At 59.5% G+C, this 22,180-nt stretch carries 17 protein-coding genes; 13 read left to right on the top strand and 4 right to left on the bottom strand.

Features of this window, described 5'->3' with window-relative positions:
• Nucleotides 1-255: 255 nt before the first annotated feature.
• A complete protein-coding gene (kdgR, locus tag CFN46_RS13665) occupies nucleotides 256-1,041 on the bottom strand; it encodes a DNA-binding transcriptional regulator KdgR (RefSeq protein WP_088743794.1) in 786 nt (261 codons plus the stop codon).
• 354 nt (nucleotides 1,042-1,395) lie between these two features.
• Here kdgR and CFN46_RS13660 point away from each other — a divergent pair, with 354 nt between their 5' ends.
• The 7 genes from CFN46_RS13660 (at nucleotide 1,396) to CFN46_RS13630 (ending at nucleotide 12,341) form a co-directional block, all read left to right on the top strand.
• The gene (locus CFN46_RS13660) at nucleotides 1,396-1,740 is read left to right on the top strand and encodes a cupin domain-containing protein (protein ID WP_088743793.1); all 345 of its coding nucleotides are present in this window, start codon (nucleotides 1,396-1,398) and stop codon (nucleotides 1,738-1,740) included.
• A gap of 253 nt (nucleotides 1,741-1,993) precedes the next feature.
• A complete protein-coding gene (locus CFN46_RS13655; RefSeq protein ID WP_088743792.1) occupies nucleotides 1,994-2,767 on the top strand; it encodes an SDR family NAD(P)-dependent oxidoreductase in 774 nt (257 codons plus the stop codon).
• A 63-nt stretch (nucleotides 2,768-2,830) separates the two neighbouring features.
• The gene (locus tag CFN46_RS13650; RefSeq protein ID WP_024952187.1) at nucleotides 2,831-4,990 is read left to right on the top strand and encodes a heparinase II/III family protein; all 2,160 of its coding nucleotides are present in this window, start codon (nucleotides 2,831-2,833) and stop codon (nucleotides 4,988-4,990) included.
• A 220-nt stretch (nucleotides 4,991-5,210) separates the two neighbouring features.
• Complete coding sequence (locus CFN46_RS13645) at nucleotides 5,211-7,334, top strand: heparinase II/III family protein (protein ID WP_176426480.1); 2,124 nt, start codon at nucleotides 5,211-5,213, stop codon at nucleotides 7,332-7,334.
• 201 nt (nucleotides 7,335-7,535) lie between these two features.
• Nucleotides 7,536-9,326, top strand: coding sequence for a transporter (locus CFN46_RS13640; RefSeq protein ID WP_088743790.1), 1,791 nt, complete (start codon nucleotides 7,536-7,538; stop codon nucleotides 9,324-9,326).
• Between the two features lie 480 nt (nucleotides 9,327-9,806).
• A complete protein-coding gene (locus CFN46_RS13635; protein WP_176426479.1) occupies nucleotides 9,807-10,499 on the top strand; it encodes an oligogalacturonate-specific porin KdgM family protein in 693 nt (230 codons plus the stop codon).
• Nucleotides 10,500-10,625: 126 nt separating this feature from the next.
• Complete coding sequence (locus CFN46_RS13630) at nucleotides 10,626-12,341, top strand: transporter (RefSeq protein ID WP_088743788.1); 1,716 nt, start codon at nucleotides 10,626-10,628, stop codon at nucleotides 12,339-12,341.
• 23 nt (nucleotides 12,342-12,364) lie between these two features.
• On the opposite strand, the gene CFN46_RS13625 is transcribed toward CFN46_RS13630, so the two are convergent.
• A complete protein-coding gene (locus CFN46_RS13625; RefSeq protein WP_088743787.1) occupies nucleotides 12,365-13,402 on the bottom strand; it encodes a LacI family DNA-binding transcriptional regulator in 1,038 nt (345 codons plus the stop codon).
• Between the two features lie 163 nt (nucleotides 13,403-13,565).
• On the opposite strand from CFN46_RS13625, the gene ltnD reads away from it, so the two are divergent.
• The 6 genes from ltnD to CFN46_RS13595 all read left to right on the top strand — a co-directional run bounded on the left by ltnD (nucleotide 13,566) and on the right by CFN46_RS13595 (nucleotide 19,930).
• On the top strand, nucleotides 13,566-14,504 hold the full coding sequence (ltnD, locus tag CFN46_RS13620; RefSeq protein ID WP_088743786.1) for an L-threonate dehydrogenase: 939 nt from the start codon (nucleotides 13,566-13,568) through the stop codon (nucleotides 14,502-14,504).
• Nucleotides 14,504-15,856: a 3-oxo-tetronate kinase gene (otnK, locus tag CFN46_RS13615; RefSeq protein WP_088743785.1), complete on the top strand. Its 1,353-nt coding sequence runs from the start codon at nucleotides 14,504-14,506 to the stop codon at nucleotides 15,854-15,856. Before ltnD ends, otnK begins: the two co-directional genes overlap by 1 nt.
• Nucleotides 15,853-16,506, top strand: a complete 654-nt coding sequence (otnC, locus tag CFN46_RS13610) for a 3-oxo-tetronate 4-phosphate decarboxylase (protein ID WP_088743784.1) — start codon at nucleotides 15,853-15,855, stop codon at nucleotides 16,504-16,506. The genes otnK and otnC overlap by 4 nt, the downstream gene beginning before the upstream one ends.
• 38 nt (nucleotides 16,507-16,544) lie before the next feature.
• Entirely contained in the window at nucleotides 16,545-17,357 is an 813-nt protein-coding gene (gene otnI, locus CFN46_RS13605) for a 2-oxo-tetronate isomerase (protein WP_088743783.1), read from the top strand.
• Between the two features lie 109 nt (nucleotides 17,358-17,466).
• Nucleotides 17,467-18,462 carry a D-erythronate dehydrogenase gene (gene denD / locus CFN46_RS13600; RefSeq protein ID WP_088743782.1) on the top strand — a complete coding sequence of 332 codons (996 nt, stop codon included), beginning with the start codon at nucleotides 17,467-17,469 and terminating at the stop codon, nucleotides 18,460-18,462.
• A gap of 91 nt (nucleotides 18,463-18,553) precedes the next feature.
• The gene (locus CFN46_RS13595; RefSeq protein WP_088743781.1) at nucleotides 18,554-19,930 is read left to right on the top strand and encodes a GntP family permease; all 1,377 of its coding nucleotides are present in this window, start codon (nucleotides 18,554-18,556) and stop codon (nucleotides 19,928-19,930) included.
• Between the two features lie 204 nt (nucleotides 19,931-20,134).
• Here the strand turns inward: CFN46_RS13595 and dkgB are convergent, their stop codons facing one another.
• Nucleotides 20,135-20,941 carry a 2,5-didehydrogluconate reductase DkgB gene (gene dkgB / locus CFN46_RS13590; RefSeq protein ID WP_088743780.1) on the bottom strand — a complete coding sequence of 269 codons (807 nt, stop codon included), beginning with the start codon at nucleotides 20,939-20,941 and terminating at the stop codon, nucleotides 20,135-20,137.
• 175 nt (nucleotides 20,942-21,116) lie between these two features.
• Entirely contained in the window at nucleotides 21,117-22,127 is a 1,011-nt protein-coding gene (locus CFN46_RS13585; RefSeq protein WP_088743779.1) for an alcohol dehydrogenase catalytic domain-containing protein, read from the bottom strand.
• Between the last annotated feature and the right edge of the window lie 53 nt (nucleotides 22,128-22,180).

The following is a 22,180-nucleotide window of genomic DNA, read 5'->3' as shown; positions in this document are numbered from 1 at the left end:
CAAGCCTGAGCAAAAGACGATGAGTGCATGGACAGATATGCGGAGAATAATGCGAGGGATGATATGAAAAGGCGTCGCGCGGTGAAGACTGAAGCTGGATCAGTATTCCGTCAGGAGCAGGTTTAAAAGTAGATTTTAAAGCACGTCCAGCGATAGAGAATGTCGTCATCTCATGATGCAGCGCAGGGTAATGCACGGCTTGATATCAGGAGATGACGACGTGGATAGCACGAGTCATACACGCACTGAAAGGGCTCAGCGCTTGGGCTTCCATCCGAGATTCGAGGAAATATTTCGCCCGGATTCACAGAGTATTCTCTGATACTCGTGGGTGATGTCCTGGTGATAACGAATGGTCGGGATCGACATGCTGAGTGCTGCGATCGCTTTGCCAGTGTGATCAAAGATAGGCGTTGCGAAGCAGCAGACACCATCATCCATTTCTTCGAGATCTTCTGACAATCCCGTCTCACGAGTGACGGCGAAGTGTTCACGCAGCGCTTCAACAGAGGTCAAGGTGCGCTCGGTGCGTGCCTCAAGCGGCATCTTGGCAAGTACATGCTCGAGCTGGGGCTCGCTCATGTAGGCCATCAGGGCCTTACCCATCGCCGTCGTATGCGCCGGCGTGCGATCACCAATGCGGGTATTCATGCACAGATTGAAGTGCGAGTTGTATTTGTGGACATAGACAATCTCGCCAGTCGCGATGTCAAGGGTACCTAGGTGCACCGCCTCTCGTGTCAATGTCGATAGAGCAGCCATGTCAGGGTCAGCCATCTTGATCAAATCCATGTTGCCCAGTGCTGAGCTGCCCAGCACGAAGGCTTTCATGGTCAAGCGATACTTCTCGTTGTCCGGATCCTGGGCGACATATCCCAGATTCTTGAGTGTCTGCAAAAACCGATACGCAGTGCTCTTCGACATCATGGCGCGCTGGGACAGGTCTGCAAGACTCGACTCGTGATCAATGTCCAAGCCTTCCAGTACTGCCATCACTTTCATCACCGCAGTGACATTGTCCACCTTCGCTTCTGAAGTCATGACATCCCTTATTCTGGAATTTATGAAATTGTATTTTAGTGTTCCCTTCACTGTTTTTACACCTTTCGTCGCCTACTCACAATGCAGTAGAAGGTGATAAGCGCTTTTTTAGTCATAATTAGATCGCTATATATTCCTAAAAGTTATTGAAATGATGTTTCAAAAATAAAAAACTACTGCTAGGTTTTCAAAACGTCATTTCAAGTTGACGTGCTTCTTGCATCACATCGCGTTCATTGTTCTCTCGCCATCGCGGGATGGAATGACGCGAGGAGGACAACAGTCTCCACAGACACGGCAGCAAGGATGCCGCTTCAAGGATGAAGCACAGCAAGTCACCACGGAGAGATTGACATGAAGACGGATCGCTTTTTTCTGACAGACCAGCATGACTGGCAAGTGGTTGAGCCGGGTATCCAGCGCAAGATCATCGGTAGCACCGAACAATTGATGGCGGTGTGCGTGAAGTTCAGCAAGGGGGCTATCGGCAAAGCGCATCAGCATGAACTGCATGATCAGATTGGCTATGTGCTCCAGGGGGCTTTTGAAGTGGTTATCGCCAATGAGACGCGCATTCTCTCGCCGGGTGATGCCTTCATTGCCCCTCGTCTGACCCTGCATGGCGCTGTCGCACTTGAACACGACAGTCAGGTGTTGGACCTCTTTCCCCCTCGGCGTGATGACATGCTCGGCGAGTGATGCTCGCGATTCATGGGTCGCCCGAGAGGGCCCAGGAACCCCTGTTTTCACTGTAAAAATTAGACATATCTAAATAATATTCACCGAATATTTGTTGGGCACTTGATGAATATGTTGCGAGTGCTTGGTGAACCTTCAAGGCCGTAGCGCCTGAGGGCCAGCTTTTTTCAAGGTGTCTTTGGGGCCCGTAGACTGGGCTCAACCCTTAGCTCAATCACCTAATTTAACCCCAATGAAATTCAGGAGTGTCGTGATGTTTGATGATCTGCAAGGCAAGCGTGTTCTCGTCACCGGTTCTACCGCGGGTATTGGTCTGGACGTGGCCCGCTCGCTCGTCAAGGCGGGCGCCCGAGTGGTGTTGCACGGCAGCCGGCATGCAGACGAGGCAGAAGCTCTGTTGGCCGAGCTATCAGCCCCCGAGCAGGTGTCCTATTTGCAGGCGGATGTGCGCGATACCCAGCAGTGTGAAGTATTGGTCAACCAAGCCGTCGAGCGTATGGGCGGACTGGATGTGCTGATCAACAACGCTGGTGGCTTGGGAGGGCGTCAGGGCCTTGAGGGCATCGATGATGACTTCTTCGACAATGTCATCGACCTCAATATCCGCTCGGTCGTGATGGTGACGCGCTTTGCCATTCCGCACCTGCGCGCCTCTGCCAAGCACAGCCAGCAGACCAGCAGCGTGATCACCACCGGCTCGATTGCCGGACGCGAAGGCGGCGGTATGGGGGCTTGTCTGTACGGCGGTAGCAAGGCAATGGTCCATAACCTGCACCGCAACTGGGTGAAGGAATTCACCAAGGACAATATCCGCTTCAATACCGTCGCACCGGGCACCATCGATACGGCCTTCCATGAAGACAAGAGCGATGACCTCAAGAAGACCATCGCGGGCAGCATCGCCATGGGTCGCTTCGGCCAATGTCATGAAATGGCACCGACCTACCTTTATCTCGCATCTCATGCGGCCAGTGGTTACATCACCGGCCAGGTGATCGACGTCAATGGCGGCCAGATGTGCCCTTGAGTCTGGTAACCCGACATGACGCTTGCCTGAATGCGCCCAACAATAATCACGAGTGGTCACGCCATGGAACAGACATTGCTATTTGATCGTACGGCGCTGGCCGAGCTGCGCGCTGCCTACGAATCTCACGACAGTACACGACTGATGTCGCGCCGCCTGGCGCATGCCGTGCAGGACATGCAGGTTATCCTGGATGAGCCGATGAGCATTCCGGGGCAGGGTGAGGCAGGAGGGGAAGAGCATGCCCGGCACAAGCTCAACTATCAGCATGTCAGCTTGGCTTCCCAGCTGTGGTTGGTAGCGCACGATGAGCGCTATCTCGATTTCGTGCGCCGCTTATTGCTGGGGTATTCCGACATCTATGAAGCGTTGCCCGCACATGTCTCCAAGGACAGTAATCCGCCGGGCAAGCTGTTTCACCAATGCCTGAATGAGGGCATGTGGCTGTTATATGCAGCGGATGCTTACGGAAACATCAAATCCGAACTGCCCGCCACTGAGCGCGAACAGATCGAGCAACATCTGCTGCGGCCGATGATTGATCTGCTGGTCGTGCAGAACGCCCATGATTTTGATGTGGTGCATAACCACGGCATCTGGTCAGTCGCTGCGGCAGGGATTGCCGGGATGGTGCTGGAGGATGAGGATCTAGTCGCCCAGGCCCTTCACGGTAATGCGCGTGATGGCGTCAGCGGTGGTTTCCTCGCCCAGCTGGACCAGTTGTTCTCGCCGGATGGCTATTACCTGGAAGGCCCGTATTACCATCGTTTCGCGCTGCGTCCGATGGTGTTGTTTGCCGAGGCACTGGTAAATAGTGGCACGCGTCATGACATCTATGACTATCGCGACCAGATCATCCGCAAGGCCATCTTGTGTCTGCAGCAAGTGGCATTCCCTGATGGTCGCTTTCTGGCACTGAACGATAGCTCCAAGACCATGGGGCTGGTTGATGAAGGGGCGATGCTCGGCGCAGCGGCATTACTGCATCGCTATCAGGATTCGCGCCTCAATCCGGCCGTGGCGGGGTTGATTCGTGAGAATGTCCAGCGCTTGCCTCTCAGTACCGGTTGCGTGGCGTTAGCTGGTTTCGCCGAGACGGCGTCACTGGCACCGATGGCCCGTGACAGTCAGTTCATCAGCGATGGCAGTACAGGAGATGCGGGGGGGCTGGCCATTCTGCGTGCCCCGTCATCACGTGGTGGCGAAAGCATGCTGTACATGGCATTCGGTCAACACGGCAGTGATCCCTCCCTGCACTCGGCACTCGACCATGGCCACTTCGATGGCCTGCATTTCGGCTATCACAATGGTCAACATGAAGTGCTGACCGACTATGGCTTCAGCCGTTGGGTCAACATTGAGCCCAAGTTCGGCGGACGCTACACCCCGGAGAACCGCTCCTACGCCAAGCAGAGTGTGGCGCATAACACCCTGGTCGTAGATGAGACGTCTCACCATGGTCTGGAGACGGCACGTGCCTGTGAGCATCACGGCACGCTGGTGTGCTTCGAGGCATCCGATCCCGCACTGCAAGTCGCCAGTGCGCGTCTGAACGGTTATGTGCCTGGCGTGACTCTCCAGCGCAGCTTGATGCTGGTCACACTGCCGGATATCGCGGAACCACTGGTGATCGACCTCATGCGGGCGAGCAGTGACGCGCATCACCATTACGACTACCCGCTGCACTTCCAGGGGCAATTGATGGTGTCTGAACCGGTGCTTCATCAGCAGGCCTCACCCACGGCATTGGGCGAGGCCAATGGCTATCAGCATCTGTGGAAGATGGCCGTCAGTGATGAGCAGCCAGCGCTAGCATCGCAGGCGGTCACCTGGCTGCAGGACGATCACTTCGTGACGGCACGCATGGTGTGCTCTGACGCCTCCATGCTGGTGAAAGGCTTCATCGGCGCGAATGACCCGGACAGCAATCTGCGCAATGAGCCCTATCTGATGCTTCGCTCACAGGGTACTCGACAGACGGTGGCCTGTGTCATCGAGACACATGGTGTCTTCGATGAAGCGCGTGAAATCTCTCGCGATGCACGACCACAGATCACGGGGTCGCGGTTGTTGCATGACAGTGATGAGGCCTGCGTGCTGGAGCTGGACACCAAAGACGGCGCTCGACATCGCCTGGCCATGGCGTTCCTCACCGCGGGAGATCACGAGGTGGATGTGGCCGGCGAAACTCTCAAGTGGCAAGGCTGGAGTGCGTTGCTATGACTGGCTCCGGGTAATTCCATGTCCTCTTGAGCCTGCTGTCGGGATGATGCGCTTCTTGTCTCCTCTCGGGATCAGCTTCCATCGCGCCGTGCCTGGCGCGATGCCCCGGGCTTCGAGGGATCAAAGAACAATGATGAATATTGGTCGACAGCATGCTGTTGGCAGGGGCCAGCTCGGCCTGAAGAAGCCTGTTGGCTCCCTATTTCAATGGAACCTTTTTATGTCGGCACATAGTGAATATCTGCTTTGGTCAGCTTCTGAGCTGAATGAGCTTCGCCAACAGCAAGGGGCAGAAAATGCCCTCGGGCGCAGTCTTGCTGTGCTTGAGTCGCAGGTGGCGGCCAGTATCGCGCGCGGCGTGGTGATTCCCGGACAGGGTGAGGCGGGAAGCTTCGAGCACAATACTCACAAGGAGAATGCTCGTCTGATCGAAGGTGCGGCGTTGCTGGGGCGCATCAACGACGATACGGCAGCGCTCACTCATGCCCATGAACTCCTCAAGGGGTATGCCACGTGTTATCGCGACATGCCTTTCCAGATAGCGCGCAATACCAATCCGCCCGGCAAACTGTTCCATCAGATTCTGAATGAACATATCTGGCTGCTCCATGCATCACTGGCGCTAGCGCTGCTCAAGCCATCATTGCGTGAGGCAGATACCCGCTATCTGGTGGAGGGACTGTTTGAACCGATGTTGGTGATGTTCACCGAGACCTATCGCCACGACTTTGACCGTATCCATAACCATGGGTTGTGGGCGGTGGCTGCGGTTGGAATGTGTGCGATGGTCATCGAGAGCCCATCACATCTGGACATCTCGATCGGTGGATTGGATGGCACGGGGCAGACCGGCGGCTTTCTCGCCCAGATAGCACTGCTGTTCTCGCCTGAGGGTTATTACGTCGAAGGGCCGTACTACCACCGTTTCGCGATCCATCCGCTGTGCCTCTTTGCGGAGGCGCTGGCGCGCCACTGCCCTGAGCGCAACATCTTCGAGCATGCTCAAGGGCGTATTGGGAAGTCACTGCACGTGCTGCTCTCCAGTGCTTATCCGAATGGATGTTTTCCGGCGCTCAACGATGCCTCTCGCACCATGAATCTTGATGATGAGGGGGCACGCTGCGCCATGGCGTTGCTGGCGGGGCGTTACTCCAGGAACCCTGAACTCCTGACACTGGCACGCCAGCAGCAGGGGGGGTGGCTACACGCCAATGGCCTGGCGCTGGAACGTGCCATGCAGGATGCCGATACGGATGTCGAGACCACCAGTCAGATGTTTCGGGATGGTGCTGATGGGACTCGTGGTGCTCATGCGCACCTCAAGCGTGGACGAGGAATGGCAGCGCAGCATGCAGTGCTCACCGCGGGGCAGCATGGCATGGGTCATGGTCATTTCGATGAGCTGGGAGTGACGTTCTTCTCGCGTGGCAAGGAAGTGCTCAAGGAATACGGTTTTGCGCGCTGGGTGAATGTGGAAACCAAGTTTGGCGGACGTTACCTCAAGGAAAACGAGGGCTACGCCAAGCAGAGCGTTGCACACAACCTGGTGGTGGTGGACATGCAATCGCAGCACCGTGGCGAGCATGCGCTGGCCGACACCTTGCACGGTGAGCTCGAATTGCTCGAGGGAAGCCCAGCCGCCGCGTACGCACAGTGTGACAACGCCTATGACGATGTGGCGATGCAGCGGCAGGTGTTGCTGCTCGAAACACGACATACGGCGACACCCTTGCTGGTCGATATCTTCTCGCTCAACTCCTCGCAGCCCCACGTCTATGACTACACCTTCAATCATGGCGGACACGTCGTGCGCTGGTGGGAAGGGGAGTTCACTGCACTGCCCGCATTGGAAGTCCTGGGTGACTCAGCGGGCTATCAGCATCTGTGGAAAGTGGGACATTTGCCGGCGGATACCGCGCACAGCATGACCTGGCTTGATGGCGATAGCTTCCATAGCTGGCATCAGATCACCCAAGCACCTGCCGAGGCCTATCAGCTATGCCTTGGTGCCAATGACCCAGACCACAACCTGCGTCATGACGCCAAGGTGATGACGCGTCTGACCGCGACATCACAGGTCTTCTACAACCTGTTTGAAAGCCACGGCCACTTCGATGAATCCATGGAGCAGTGCCGAGGGGCGCGCCCCGAAGTACTGAATTTCTGTGTGCTACCCGCCGCAAGCGAGCTGGCCTGGGGCATACAGGCGCTCGAGATCACCTTCCGCACTGGCCGAGTGTTGCTGGTAGTGGCAGAGCCAGACGCCGTACCTCCCAGCGGTAAGGTGACGCTGGGAGACAGGGTCTGCCAGATAACCGCAGGCGTCACCATGATCGAGGTGTGAGCCACTCACTTATCAACCCTCACACGAAGCCCTGTATGAAGCGGTTTTCGGGCTTTTTATGAGATCGATCCAATTATCACTTTTCAAGGATAACAGCACACGTTATCAGCCCACGTGCCCAAGGAAGGACTCGCGATAAACAGCGCACTACCGGGTGCGAAACAACAACGACAAGATTGAAAATGACAAGAGTGCAACGCCATGAACTTCGATCTGGATACTGCCGTCATCGGCATATATTTCCTCTTTCTGATCGCCATTGGGTGGCTATTCAGAACCTTTACTTCGACCACCAGTGATTACTTTCGCGGTGGTGGCAATATGCTGTGGTGGATGGTCGGTGCAACATCCTTCATGACGCAGTTCAGCGCCTGGACCTTCACGGGCGCAGCGGGCAAGGCCTATAACGATGGCTTTTCCGTTGCCATCATCTTCATGGCCAATGCCTTTGGCTATCTGATGAACTATCTCTATTTCGCGCCGCGCTTCCGGCAGCTTCGGGTCATTACCGTGATCCAGGCCATTCGCCAGCGTTTCGGTAGCGTCAATGAGCAGGTGTTCACCTGGTCGTCCATGCCTACCAGCATCATCAATGCGGGTATCTGGCTCAATGGCCTGGCTATCGTGACGTCGGGTCTATTCGGTTACGACATGGAAACCACCATCATCGTGACAGGACTGGTGGTGCTGTTCATGTCGGTGACAGGCGGTTCCTGGGCGGTGATTGCCTCTGATTACATGCAGATGGTCATCATCATGGCCGTCACTATTACCTGCGCCGTCGTGGCGATCATCAAGTCAGGTGGCCCGGCACATATCGTGCAGGACTTCCCGGTCGACTTCCTGATTGGCGGTGACATGAACTATCTGTCGCTGTTCGCCTTATGGGGTTTCTTCATCTTCGTGAAGCAGTTCAGCATCACCAACAACATGCTGAATTCCTATCGCTACCTGGCCGCGAAAGACTCGAAGAATGCGCGTAAGGCCGGCTTGCTGGCCTGTGTCCTGATGACGATGGGGCCTTTCATCTGGTTCATGCCGAGCTGGTTCATGGCCAGTGAAGGGATCGATCTGTTCGCGATGTATCCAGAGGCTGGCGCCAAGGCAGCGGATTTTGCCTACATGAGCTTCGTTAGCCTTTATATGCCTGCTGGCATGCTGGGGCTGCTGGTCGCAGCGATGTTTGCGGCCACCATGTCGTCGATGGATTCAGGCTTGAATCGCAACGCCGGGATCTTCGTCAAGAATTTCTACGAAGTCATCCTGCGTCCCAAGGCCTCAGAGAAAGAATTACTCCTGATGTCGCGCCTGTCTTCGACGGTCTTTGGCTTGGTGATCATTGGCTTTGCGCTCTTCATAAACTCCCTGAAGGGTCTGAGTCTCTTCGACGCCATGATGTACGTCGGTGCCTTGATTGGCTTGCCGATGACCATTCCCGGGTTGCTCGGCTTCTTCATTCGCAAGACACCGGACTGGGCCGCATGGGCGACCCTGGTCGTGGGGGGGCTGGTCTCCTATCTGGTGGGCTTCGTGATGACACCGGACTTCGTCGTCAGCACCTTCGGCCTGGATTCTGACCTGACCTCTCGTGAATGGAGTGACACCAAGGTCGCCGTGGGCATCATGGCTCACACCGTGATCACCGCCGGTTTCTTCGCGCTGACCACGCTGTTCTATCGCGGGCTGTCCGAGGAGCGTGAAGCCGAGGTGGATACCTTCTTCACTAATCGCGATACGCCTGTGATCAGTGATGACGACGAGCACCGCAGCGTGGACAACCGTCAGCGCAACATTCTCGGCTATCTGATTCTGGTCGCGGGTCTGGGCGTGATGCTGATGTTCCTGGTGCCCAATCCCTTCTGGGGTCGCATGGTCTTCGTACTGTGTGGCGGCATCGTGGTCGCGATTGGTCTGCTGCTGATCACCTCTATCGACAAGACGCTCAGCGACAAGGCGTCGACTCGCAAGAAGACGCTAGTCAGCGAAAGTTGATCATTCTCTCACCCTGACAAGGCCGAGTATCAATACGCGGACACGTAATACTCGGCAATAAATGGTTCCTACGATGCTATCCGCTATACGGAGTCAAATAATGCAGTGCAACAACATTATAACAATGAGCACTGGCGCCATCGTGCTTTCCACCACGGATAACTTTACCGATATCACGGTAAAGGATGATCTCGCCAAGATCTGGGCTGAGCGCAAGCTCGTGCTGCTACCTCCCGTGGTTTAAGCCGTTACGCGACAGGTCATGCGCTCGTATTCATTTTGCACGCCCGAGCTGTTCGGGCTGCACATGATCTCGAGTTGAATAAGACGTGTCGCAACATGAGCAGTTTTGGATCGATCTATTCTGACTCAAGCAAGTGTAGGCACTCACCGTGCATCGCTATGCCAAGCGTGCGTGACAGGAATGATGATGCCTGCAAGTCAATTGACTGACACTTTATAAAAACAATGAGGTTCGCCATGAAATACTATAACAATATCGCTCTCACCATTGCGGGTTTGATGCTTGCGACAAGTGCACAGGCCGTCACGCTGGATATTCGCCATGAATACAAGCACCACACCGACCAACATGGCACGCGTGTCAAAGTGAGTGATTCCATCGATAATTTCTATTATGGATTGGAAGCCAAATTCGCAGCGGATAAAGAAGATGATGGCTCACAATCTGCCATGGGTAATCTTGAGCGCGGTGACACTGAAATTGACTGGGGTTTCAAGTTCAATCTCGGCGAGAACTGGTATATCCAGCCGGGAATGCCGATTGCCTTTGGTGATAAAAAGAACACCATAAAACCCCAGCTGCGCATCGGCTATCGAGCCAGTAGCATTCCGCTGACGACAGCACTGCGTTATCGTCGCGAATATTCCAGTTATAGCGAAGATTCCAGCGATGATTATGAACAGAACAAGATCACTTTCACCATGTCGTACAAGGATGGAAAGAATAAATACTGGCTGGAAGCCAATTACCTGCGCAATGAAGATAAGGATATCTACAATAGTACCCGTGAGAACTACGATTATATCCTGGGCGCGGGCCGTCGTATCGGGTCTTGGTTCCCGTATATGGAGTTTGCGGATGTAAGCTCCAGTTCCAGCTCTGACACTCGGCAGCTCAAGAGCCGTGTGGGCATCAAGTACTATTACTGAGAAGCAAGGCCTAGTGGCAGTGATGCGAGGCGTTCAATGGCGCTGACCTCAGACAGATGGGGTAGCGCCGTTGTTGTACCCTCGGGATAGCCGGTAGCGATAGCACCATAGGAGAAAAGGAGTCTCATGACACAGCTGGACAAGGTGGCGCTGTTTTTCTCCATTGGGTTGATTCTGTTGACTATTGTGGTTTATCGCCGTCGTGCTGAAACGCCGGATGGCTTCATTCGTGGTAGTGGTAACGTGCCCTGGTGGATGGCAGGCAGTACTGCATTCATGACGCAGTTCTCCGCCTGGACCTTCACCGGGGCCGCCCAGAAGGCCTACGAGGATGGCTTTGCCGTGCTGGTGATCTTCTGGGGCAATGCGCTGGGCTTTCTGCTGGCGGCGCTGTATTTCGCGCCGCGTTTCCGCCGGCTGAGGGTCAGCACCTATTCCGACATCCTGGAGCTGCGTTACGGCAAGACGACGCAACTCGTGTATGTCATCAGTCAGATCTTCCTGACGCTGATGACCGCCTCCATCGGCCTCTACGGCGTCTCGCTTTTCCTGAGCGCGGTCTTCGGCTTTCCGGTGGTGAGCATCGCCGTGCTGATCGGCAGCCTCATCATCGCCATTACCCTGGTGGGCGGCGTGTGGATCGTCTCGGCCAACAACTTCATCCAGATGATGCAGCTGGCGATTCTCACGCTTGTCATCGGTGGCTTCTGCCTCACGCTGATGTGGAACGGATCGTTGAGCTTCCCTGAGTCGAACCGGGATTTCTGGATCGGCAGTTCACACAACAGCCTGCTCATCATGGGGATCTGGTCACTGGCCATGCTGGTCAAGCAGTGCATCAGCATCAACAATGCCACCTCCAGCTATCGTTTCCTCACTACGGCAGATGACGGCGAAGCGCGCAAGGCGGCAGGCCTGGCGTCGGTGCTGTTCGTGATCGGGCCCGTGACCTGGTTCCTGCCGCCCTGGTTGCTGGGGTCGGCGGGCATCGACCTGGCGGCACGTTATCCCGCGCTCGGCAATGACGCGGCCAACGTGGCCTATGTGCATTTCATCATCCACTACCTGCCGTCCGGTGTACTGGGACTGGTGATCTCCGCCATGCTGGCGGTCACCATCGCGCCCATCACCACGGCCTTCAATCGTGATGCCGGCGTGATGATGCGACTCGTGATGCCACTGCTCGAGCAGACCTCCGGCATGGCAACGCGACTGGTGAGCCTGGGGCGGATGTTCGGTGTCGTGCAGGGTGTCATCGTCGTCCTGTTCGTCATCGTCCTGAGTCGCATTGAGCTGGTGAGCCTGTTCGACATCATGATCATGTTCGGGGTGCTGCTGCAGATGCCGCTGGCACTCCCGGCCCTGATGGTGCTCTTCAGAACGGGGGCGCCTGACTGGGCCGGGTGGGGCAGTGTGCTGGTGGGGATCACGGTCACGCTTGGCAGCTATCTCTGGCTCGACATGCCGACACTGCAGCGTCTGCCCTGGCTCTCGGGCTTCCCGGAATCCCAGCTGGTCGACATCAAGCTGGCGATATCGCTGGTCATCCAGATCGTGACTGTCGTCGGCTTCCTGTTCCTCGCCCGTTATCTGTATGCGCCAAGACGCCCGTTCTCACGCGCGCGACGGCTGGCGGAATTCTTCGCCAACCTCAAGCGTCCCGTCAGTCCTCCGCCTCTAGAAAGCGTATCCCGTCGTCGAATCAGCCTGCCGTCGCGTCTGCTGTGCGTCGCGGCACTGCTGTCCGTGGCGCTGGCCAGCTTCTCCTCCACGCTGGCGGGCCTGAGTGTCTTCGTGTGTATCGCGCTGGGCCAGCTGATGATGGCGTGGGTGATGCGCTGAGCTTGTGTGTGCTCAGGGGGTGTTCAGGTACTGTCGCCGACCCGCAGCGTGAATCCCAGGTCGTGACTCTGCTCACCCGCGGGCTCGCCTTGGATGCGTGCCAGCAACTTGCGTGCGGCCACACGGCCTATCTGCTCGCGTGGCGAGATGATGGTAGTGAGCTGCGGCGTGACGTGCTCGCCGATGGGCAAGCCATTGAAGCCGGCGATGGCGATGTCATCCGGTATTCGAATCCCGAGCCGGCTGGCGGCGAGAATCGCGCCACAGGCCATGTCGTCATTGGCAAAGTGGATGGCGTCGCAGTCAGGGTGGCTCTCGCGGATGCGCTCGAGCGCCTGCGCACCGCTGGTCATCTGCTGACGCACGGGCAGGTCGAGCAGGGGAGCCTCCTCGATACCGGCGGCGGCCAGCGCCTCGCGATGCCCGGTGTAGCGCATCGCCGCGCGATAGTCGCGGTCGAGTTCGGCACCGGCAAAGTGAATGTCACGATAGCCGCGTGCCAGCAGGTGCTCGGTCATGGTGCGTCCGGCGGCGACATGATCCATTCCCACATTCAGATCCAATCCTTCCCCCAGCTCCATGATCTCCACGATCGGCTGATTCCAGTGCTCGAGTATCTGGCGCGTCGCAGCGTCATGGCGCAGACCCGTCACCACCAGGCCCGCGGCTGACCAGCCCAGGAAGGTACGAATCAGCTGCGTCTCACGGGCCAGGTCATAGTCCGTCTTGCCCAACAGCATCTGATAGCCGTGTGCCTCGAACTCATCCTGCAGGCCCTTGATAACATCGATGAACACCACATTGGACAGCGAGGGCACGATGACGGGAATCACGCGACTGGTCGCCGAGGCCAGGCTGCCGGCAATCATGTTGCGTACATAGCCGACCTTCTTGATGGCGACCTCGACCTTGAGGCGCGTCGCTTCTCGTACATTGTCCGGGCTAGTGAAATAGCGCGAGACGGTGATCGACGAGACACCGGCTTCCCGGGCTACATCATTCAGGGTCGGCTGCATGGCCCCCTTGCGGCTGCGTCGGGATGATTCTGATTGATTAGACATTTGTCGCGTTTTCTCATCTGCCGCTTGTCGTGGCTTGGAGCCTAATCTATTAATGATGTTAGCGCTAACATGATAGCGCTAACATTCATGGAAGTGCAGATCGATGTCGCTGAAAGAGGCCGCCTTGATCGTCACTCGGAACAGGTTCAGCGGGAGACGCCAGATGACAGCAGTAACGACTTCACCAGTGATTGGCCTTGTCGGCCTCGGCGCCATGGGAATGGGCAGTGCGCGCGCCATGCTGGAAGCAGGCCTGGACGTGATCGGCTGTGATATCTCGCCTGGTGCCTGTCAGGCGTTTGACGCGGCAGGGGGGCGTACGGTGGCCTCGCCGCTGGAACTGGCGGCCGAGTGTCAGGTGGTGGTGCTGGTGGTGGTGAATGCCGATCAGGTCGAGCAGGTGCTGTTCGGGGCCCAGGGCGAGGGGGGGCTGGCCGAGCGACTCGCGCCGGGTAGCCTGGTGATCCAGTGCGCCACCGTGGCGCCAAGCTTCGCGCGTGATCTCGAAACCCGCCTGAACGGCATGCAGCTGGAGCTGCTCGACGCCCCGATCAGCGGCGGCGCCGTCAAGGCACGCAGTGGTGAGCTGTCCGTGATGTCCTCCGGCAGTGACGCGGCTTACGTCAAGGCGGAACGCGTGCTGGCAGCGATGGCAGCCAATGTCTATCGGCTGGGCGACTGCGCCGGCCCGGGCTCCAGCGTCAAGCTGGTCAACCAGCATCTCGCCGGCGTGCACATCGCGGCGGCGGCTGAAGCCATGGCGCTGGGCATGAGCATGGGGATCGACCCCGACACCCTGTATGACGTCATCACCCATTCCGCGGGCAATTCCTGGATGTTCGAGAATCGCGTGCCGCACATCCTCAAGGGCGATTACACGCCGCTGTCGGCCGTCGACATCTTCGTCAAGGACCTCAACATCGTGCACAGCACCGGGCGCGAGCTGAAGCTTGCCATGCCGGTGGCGGGCAGTGCCCTGCAGCAGTTCACCGCCGCCAGTGGCGCCGGTTTCGGGCGCGAGGACGACTCGGCGATCATCAAGGTCTATCAGCGTCTCGGCAGCTTCAGCCTGCCGGCCGCCAATGATGAAGGAGCGCAGTGATGCCGATCGTACTGGGCGGAATCGCCGACGACTTCACCGGCGCGACGGATCTTGCCAACAACCTGGTACGGGCCGGCATGCGCACCGTGCAGGTGATCGGGGTCCCCCAGGACGCGCTGCAGGAAGGGGCGGCGAACGGGCTGGATCTGACTGAGGTAGATGCCGTCGTGGTCGCGCTCAAGTCGCGTAGCTGCCCGGTGGATCAGGCGATCAGTGAATCCCTCGCGGCGCTTGAATGGCTGAAAGCCCAGGGGGTTCGCCAGCTGTTCTTCAAGTACTGCTCGACGTTCGACTCCACGCCGGAGGGCAATATCGGCCCGGTCGCCGATGCGCTGCTGGAGGCGCTGGACAGCACACAGACCGCCTTCGTGCCGGCGTTCCCGATCAACGGGCGCAGTGTCTATCAGGGGCATCTGTTCGTGGGTGACCGTCTGCTCAATGACAGCGGCATGCAGCATCACCCCCTCAACCCGATGACCGATGCCGACATCGTGCGCGTGCTGTCACGCCAGACGCCCCATGGCGTGGGGCTGCTCAACCACGCCACGCTGAGTGAGGGAGCGCAGGCCGCTGGTGAGCGACTTGCCACGCTGAAGGCGCAAGGAGTGCGTCATGTGGTCTGTGACAGCCTCGACGAGCGTGATCTCGAGGTATTGGCCGAGGCGCTGGTGGAGCACGCGCTGGTTACCGGTGGCTCTGGCCTCGCGCAGGCCTTGCCTGCCCAGTACCGCCGCAAGGGCTGGCTTGCGCAGATCGATGATGCGGCGGTGCTGGCCCCGGCGCAGGGCGCCGCGATGGTGCTGTCCGGCAGTTGCTCGCGCATGACGCTCAAGCAGGTGGCGCACTTCACCCAGCAGCATGCCGCCTTCGCGCTGGACCCCGTCAAGCTCAACGCGAGCGACGCCCACTTCGAGGCGGCACTCGACTTTGCCCGTGAGCAACTGGCGGCGGCGAACCCCCGGCCATTTCTGATCTACGCCTCTGCCGAGCCGGAAAGCGTCAAGGCGGCGCAGGCGTCACTGGGCGTCAAGCAGGCCGGTGAACTCATCGAGTGCGCCCTGGCCAGTCTGGCCAGCACGCTGGTTGCGGAAGGGGTCGGGCGCCTGCTGGTGGCGGGGGGAGAAACCTCCGGCGCGGTGGTCTCGGCACTCGACATCCGTGAGCTGCGCATCGGCGGTCAGATCGACCCCGGCGTGCCCTGGACACAGGCACCGCACCCGGCCGCCGGCCCCTCGCAGCCGGAGGCGATGCTCTCGCTGACACTCAAGTCCGGCAACTTCGGCGGCGAAGACTTCTTTACTCGGGCATTCGATGTGCTGGATGCCATGAATCCTCGCGAGGAGACCGCATGAGTCAGTCACGGCACGACATCAACGTGTTGCGCGAGCAGATCGCCACCTACGGCAAGTCACTGTTCGACCGCGGCCTGACCATGGGCTCCAGCGGCAATATCAGCCAGCGGCTGGAGGATGGCGGCTGGTTGATGACACCGACCAATGCCTGTCTGGGGCGCCTGGACCCGGCGCGCATCTCACGTCTCGACGCCCAGGGCGTGTTGATCGATGGCGACGCGCCGACCAAGGAGCACTTCCTGCACCGCGCCATGTATGACGAGCGCCCGCAGTCGGGTGCCATCGTCCACTTGCATTCGACTCACTCGGTGGCGGTGTCCTGCCTGCCGGACGTGAATCCCTGCGAGTGCATTCCCCCGCTGACGGCCTATTACGTGATGCGGGTCGGCAAGCTGCCGCTGGTGCCTTACTACATGCCGGGCGACCCCGCGCTGGGCGATGCCGTGCGTGGCCTGGCCGGCAAGCATTGCGCCGTGCTGCTGGCCAATCATGGCCCGGTGGTGGCCGGCAAGACCCTGGAAGCGGCGGTCTATGCCACGGAAGAGCTTGAGGAAACCGCCAAGCTGTTCCTGCTGCTGCAGGGCAAGAATCCGCGTGGGCTGAGCCCGGAACAGGTGGCGGAACTCGAAGCCAAATTCGGGCGCCCCTGAGTGATGACCTCTTCGTCTGTGAATTCCAAGGATGTGACATGACCCGATTGGCCGCCAATCTCAGCATGCTGTTCACCGAGCATGATTTTCTCGATCGCTTCGCGGCTGCGGCCGACAGCGGTTTTCGCGGGGTCGAATATCTCTTCCCCTATGCCTATTCCCCTGAAGAACTGCGCGCAAGGCTCGATGCACACCAGCTGTCGCAGGTGCTGTTCAATCTGCCGCCGGGCGACTGGGAGGCCGGTGAGCGCGGCCTGACCTGTCTGCCGGGGCGCGAGGAGGAGTTTCGGGCCTCGGTGGCCGAGGCGATCCGCTATGCCCAGGCACTCGATTGTCCCCGCGTGCATGCCATGGCGGGACTGGTGCCACAAGGCGCGGATGATGCGACACGTGCCCGTTATACCGAGACCTACCTCAGCAACCTGCGTTACGCCGCTGCCGAGCTGGAGAAGGTCGGCAAGACACTGCTGATCGAACCGATCAACCCGCGCGACATGCCCGGCTTCTATCTAAGTGGCCAGGCGCAGGCACGCGAGATTCTCGCCCGGATCGGCGCCGCCAACCTCAAGGTGCAGTTCGATCTCTACCACTGCCAGATCGTCGAGGGTGACCTGATCCGCAATCTGGAAGCGCAGTTCGCGCACATGGGCCATGTGCAGATCGCCGGTGTACCGGACCGTCACGAGCCGGATGTGGGGGAAGTGCACTATCCGGCGCTGTTCGCCCGGCTGGAAAGCCTGGGCTACGACGGCTGGATCGGCTGTGAATACCGCCCGCGGGGTGATACGTGCGCAGGCCTGGGCTGGGGACAGGCTTTCGGGCTCAACGACGGCCAGTCCAGCACCGCCTGATCATCAGACAAGCCAGCAACAACGCCGATAACGCCAACAACCATAACAACGCCAACAACGACAATACGCCATGGGCCGTCATGCCGACGGCTGGCAAGGAGTCCACACGATGCACGTCATGATTACCGGCGCCGCCGGATTCCTCGGTCAGCGCCTGACCGAGGCCCTGATCGACAAGGGCAGCCTGAACGGCCAGCCATTGTCACGCCTGACCCTGCTGGATCAGATCGAGGCGCCACGTCCCGAGGCGGCGTCATGTCTGGCAGTCGAACCGGCCACCTCGCTGGATGTCGAGATCGTCGCCGGCGACATCGCCGATGCCGAGGTGCTTGATCGCTGCCTGGCGGGCGAGCCGCAGGTGATCTATCACCTGGCAGCCGTGGTCAGTTCGGCGGCCGAGGCGGATCTGGCACTCGGCATGCGCGTCAATTTCGACGCGACTCGCCTGCTGCTGGAAGGCTGCGCGGCACGGGGGTCGAGCGATACCCGACTGGTGATGGCCAGCTCAGTCGCCGCCTATGGTGGTGATCTCCCCGAGACACTGAGCGACATGACCGCCCTGGTGCCACAGAACTCCTACGGCACCCAGAAGGCGATGTCGGAGCTGCTGATCAATGACTACAGCCGTCGCGGGCTGGTGGATGGCTGCGTGCTGCGTCTGCCGACCATCATCGTGCGCCCGGGGCGCCCCAACGCGGCGGCCTCGAGCTTCGCCTCCTCAATCCTGCGCGAACCGCTCAATGGCGAAACCGCCATCTGCCCGGTACCGACAGAGCTTGAGATGTTCGTGATGTCGCCGCGTCGCGTGGTCGCGGCCCTGATCCAGGGCGCGGAAGTGCCGGCGGCTGATTTCGGCCTCTCGCGCTGCTTCATGCTGCCGGGCATCACCGTCAGCGTCGCCGAGATGCTCAAGGCGCTGGCAGATATCGCCGGCGAGCAGGCGCTGGCCCTCGTCAAGCATGAGCCTGACCCGCGGATCACCGCCATCGTCGGCAGTTGGCCGGCGCGCTTTGACACCCGCAAGGCGCGTTCGCTGGGCTTTGCCGGCGATGCGGATCTTGCCGACATCGTCACGGCTTACCAGCAAGAAAATACTGAAACCTGAAAAGCGCGTTTCAGTGGTATCACCTCAATAACAATGCAGTACTCACAACCTCTCAACGCCATACAACAACTAGAAACAGCAGGAGCACCCCATGACAGACGCCGCCGTCGCGGGGCCACAGGTCATCATCGGCCTGGGCATCGCCATCTTCGTAATGATCTATCTGGTACTGAAAACCCGCGTGCATGCCTTGCTGGCATTGATCATCGCGGCCTCATTGGCAGGACTGATCGGCGGCATGCCGCCCAATGACGTCATCAGTGCCATTACCACCGGTTTCGGCAAGACGCTTTCCACCATCGGTCTCGTGATCGGCTTCGGGGTCATGATGGGCCGAATATTGGAAGTGACCGGTGCCGGGCAACGCATGGCCTACGCCATCCTCAACCTGCTGGGCAAGAACAAGGAAGAGGCCGCGATGGCGCTGACGGGCTACATCGTCTCCATCCCGATCTTCTGTGATTCGGCCTACGTCATCCTCAATCCGCTGGTGCGTTCACTGGCCCGCAACAGCGGGCGTTCGGTGATCGGTCTGGGCATCGCGCTGGCGGCTGGTTTGATCATCACCCACTCCTCCGTGCCACCGACCCCGGGTCCGCTGGGCGTGGCGGGTATCTTCGGTGTCGATATCGGTCTGATGATCGGCTGGGGTCTGGTGATCACTGCGCCGGCGCTGATTGCACTGGTGATCTACGCCCGCCTGATGGGCCCGCGCATCGAGGCGATGCTGGAGGCCCAGCCGGGTGGCTTCGAAGGTAGCGTCAAGCATGACACCGACAGCATGCTGCCTGAATCGGAGCTGCCTTCCCTGCTGATGTCCTGCATGCCGATCGGCCTGCCCATCGCGCTGATCTTCCTCAACACGCTGGTCAGTGCCGTGATGGGCGATACCAGCAATGCGCTCACTAGTACCATCGCCTTCATCGGCAACCCGGTGATCGCCGTGGGGATCGGGGTGCTGGTCGCCATCTATGGCCTGATGCCGAAGACCCCCAGGCAGGAAGTCTTCGATCATCTGGAAAAGGGCGTCGAGACGGCGGGGATCATCCTGCTGGTCACCGGTGCCGGTGGTGCCTTGGGCTCGGTACTGCGCGCCAGTGGTGGCGGCGATTACATCGCCATGCAGGTCGCGGCACTGGGGCTGCAGCCGCTGTTGATTCCGTTCATCATCGCCACCCTGGTGCGCTTCATCCAGGGGAGCGGCACGGTGTCGATGATTACCGCGGCCTCCATCTCCGCGCCTATCCTGATGGGCATGCCGGACGTCAACATGGTGCTGGCTGCGCAGGCCGCCTGTATCGGCGCGATGTTCTTCAGCTACTTCAATGACAGCTATTTCTGGGTCGTCAATCGCATGCTCGGCGTCAAGAGCACCAAGCATCAGATGCTGGTGCTGACCCTGCCGACGACACTCGCTTGGGCCATTTCCATCATCACGCTGTTGCTGCTCAACGCTATCGTCGGCTGAGACAGCAAAGACAGCCTGCTCACCGCCGCGCCGCGCCCCGGTACGTAGCATATCCGCCGAGTCTGGCGGCTGGATGACTGATGGATTGCCGGGCTCGGCGATTGAAGCCTGTCTGCCAGTATCCTTGGACAGCAACGCAAAAGGCCTCCCGAGGGAGGCCTTTTCATTTCTCTGACGTGGCATCAGGCACAGGCCTGAGGGTCATCAGTCCCAGTCAGGGGCGAAGTCCGGGTTGGCGATGCGCTCACCGCGATCCAGCTCGGCGATCTTCGCCATGTCTTCACCGGTCAGTGACATGGAGAAGGCCTCGAAGTTGCTCTTGATGTTCTTCGCCTTGGTGGAGGACGGGAAGGTGACGATGTCCTGCATCTTGAGCCATGCCAAGGCGATCTGCGCCGGGCTGGCGTCATGACGTTTGGCGATGGCCTTGAGGGTGTCATCGTCCATCACCTTGCCGACTGCCAGCGGCATGAAGGCAGTGACTTCGATGCCCAGCTCGTGGCACTTGTCGATCACCTTGCGATTTTGCATGAACGGGTGGACCTCGACCTGGTTGGTGAGCAGCTCATCACGCCCCACGATGCCCACGGCACGTTCCAGCTGTTCGCAGGTGAAGTTGGACACCCCTATGTGGCGCGCCTTGCCCGCTGCCTTCAACTTGGCCAGTACCGGCAGATAATCTTCCATCGGCACTTCATCATTCGGCGACGGCCAATGGATGAGCAGCAGGTCGACGTGATCGGTCTGCAGGCGCTCCAGGCTCTCCTCGACACTCTTTTCCATGTCACCCGGCACCAGGCGGTCGTGCCAGATCTTGGTGGTGATGAAGAGCTCTTCGCGCGGCACCTTGCTGTCGGCGATGATCTGTCCGACTTCCGCTTCGTTGCCATAGAACTGGGCGGTATCGATGTGGCGATAGCCGGTTTCCAGTGCGGTATTCAGGCTGTCACGCAGCGTCTCGCCCTCGAGACGGAAGGTGCCAAAGCCGGGATTCGGTAGGGTAGTCGACATGCAAAAACTCCTGTTGAGCGCGCCCGGTGTCTGGTGCAGTGAAGGGCGCGTATCCATGTGTGTTCCCCTCATGACTGGGGCTTGATCAGCGACATGACAACCACGCGACGTTGCATCAGTCCTGTGCCACTGTCGCAACAATCGCACCCAGGCCGCGTGCCTTCTGCCTTTCAGCTCACTCGTTGGCCGTGATCACGAATTTCAGCGCTCGGCGTTCGCCACGCTTCAGCTCGGCAAGGCAGGCTGGCAGCGCCGTGAATGATTCGATGCAGGGCGCCGGCTGATTCATGGAGCCATCGGCGATCGCTTCGAGCAGACCTTCCCCCGCCGCGACCAGGCGTGCCCAGTCTTCGTCGTCACCTGCCCAGTGCAGTGCCCCGAGTGCGACTTCGTGTTGCGAGATGGCGCGATCGAAGGCCGGCGCGGCCGCCTGCTCCAGACGGTCCTGGATACAGACGATATGGCCGTTGGCTCCCAGGTGGCGGGTCATCTTGCGGGCGTGATCCCCATTGATGGTATCGATCACGGCGTAGACCGGGGCGTCCAGCTGCTCGGCGTCCGTCAGGGTCTCGTCGGCGCCCAGCGCCTTGAGGTCCGCGTGGCGCTTCTCGGAGGCGACGGCGATGACGTGGAAGTCGCGCTGTCGGGCCAGCTGGATCAGCCAGCGGCCCACGCTGCCGGAGGCACCGGTGATCAGCAGGCGTCGACCGGCCTTGACGGGCAGCTTCTCGATGGCGAGCCATGCGGTCAGCGCCGGGCAGGGGAAGGCGGCGGCGTCATTGAAGCCCAGGGTAACGGGCAGGCGCATCACGGCCCGCGCCGGGACGCGCAGACGCTTGCTGAAGGTACCCGGCCCCGCCAGGGTGGTGTGGACCGCGATGCGGTCTCCCGGGGAGACGTGGGAGACATTCGCGCCGCAGGCGATCACCTCACCCGAGGCATCGACCCCGGGAATCTGACCGGCTTGCCACAGCTCGCTGTCCATCGCCATGAACTTCCAGTCGACGGGATTGAGGCCGATGGCACGCGTTGCGACCAGTACCTCGTCATCTCCCGGTGCGCCGATGTCCACCTCTGTCTGCTCGAGCGCCTCAGGCTCTCCCGGCCCCTGCCATACCCAGGCGGGCGCTCGGGTGGTGCCGTGACGGATGTCTTGCGGGGTGGTGGTTTCCGTGGAATCTGACATGGGATCTCCTTCAAGCGTGAATGGTGAATCCTTTCCGCCATGGCGGGGACAGG

The sequence above is a fragment of the Cobetia sp. QF-1 genome, from assembly GCF_002213105.1.
GTDB lineage: Bacteria > Pseudomonadota > Gammaproteobacteria > Pseudomonadales > Halomonadaceae > Cobetia > Cobetia crustatorum.
Note: the sequence above shows the minus strand (reverse complement) of the source record. Positions and strands in the feature narration are given on the sequence as shown.

Coding starts and splice junctions, on each gene's coding strand:
- kdgR (WP_088743794.1), bottom strand. CDS start 1,041: ATGACTTCAGAAGCGAAGGTGGACAATGTCACTGCGGTGATGAAAGTG.
- CFN46_RS13660 (WP_088743793.1), top strand. CDS start 1,396: ATGAAGACGGATCGCTTTTTTCTGACAGACCAGCATGACTGGCAAGTG.
- CFN46_RS13655 (WP_088743792.1), top strand. CDS start 1,994: ATGTTTGATGATCTGCAAGGCAAGCGTGTTCTCGTCACCGGTTCTACC.
- CFN46_RS13650 (WP_024952187.1), top strand. CDS start 2,831: ATGGAACAGACATTGCTATTTGATCGTACGGCGCTGGCCGAGCTGCGC.
- CFN46_RS13645 (WP_176426480.1), top strand. CDS start 5,211: ATGTCGGCACATAGTGAATATCTGCTTTGGTCAGCTTCTGAGCTGAAT.
- CFN46_RS13640 (WP_088743790.1), top strand. CDS start 7,536: ATGAACTTCGATCTGGATACTGCCGTCATCGGCATATATTTCCTCTTT.
- CFN46_RS13635 (WP_176426479.1), top strand. CDS start 9,807: ATGAAATACTATAACAATATCGCTCTCACCATTGCGGGTTTGATGCTT.
- CFN46_RS13630 (WP_088743788.1), top strand. CDS start 10,626: ATGACACAGCTGGACAAGGTGGCGCTGTTTTTCTCCATTGGGTTGATT.
- CFN46_RS13625 (WP_088743787.1), bottom strand. CDS start 13,402: ATGTCTAATCAATCAGAATCATCCCGACGCAGCCGCAAGGGGGCCATG.
- ltnD (WP_088743786.1), top strand. CDS start 13,566: ATGACAGCAGTAACGACTTCACCAGTGATTGGCCTTGTCGGCCTCGGC.
- otnK (WP_088743785.1), top strand. CDS start 14,504: ATGCCGATCGTACTGGGCGGAATCGCCGACGACTTCACCGGCGCGACG.
- otnC (WP_088743784.1), top strand. CDS start 15,853: ATGAGTCAGTCACGGCACGACATCAACGTGTTGCGCGAGCAGATCGCC.
- otnI (WP_088743783.1), top strand. CDS start 16,545: ATGACCCGATTGGCCGCCAATCTCAGCATGCTGTTCACCGAGCATGAT.
- denD (WP_088743782.1), top strand. CDS start 17,467: ATGCACGTCATGATTACCGGCGCCGCCGGATTCCTCGGTCAGCGCCTG.
- CFN46_RS13595 (WP_088743781.1), top strand. CDS start 18,554: ATGACAGACGCCGCCGTCGCGGGGCCACAGGTCATCATCGGCCTGGGC.
- dkgB (WP_088743780.1), bottom strand. CDS start 20,941: ATGTCGACTACCCTACCGAATCCCGGCTTTGGCACCTTCCGTCTCGAG.
- CFN46_RS13585 (WP_088743779.1), bottom strand. CDS start 22,127: ATGTCAGATTCCACGGAAACCACCACCCCGCAAGACATCCGTCACGGC.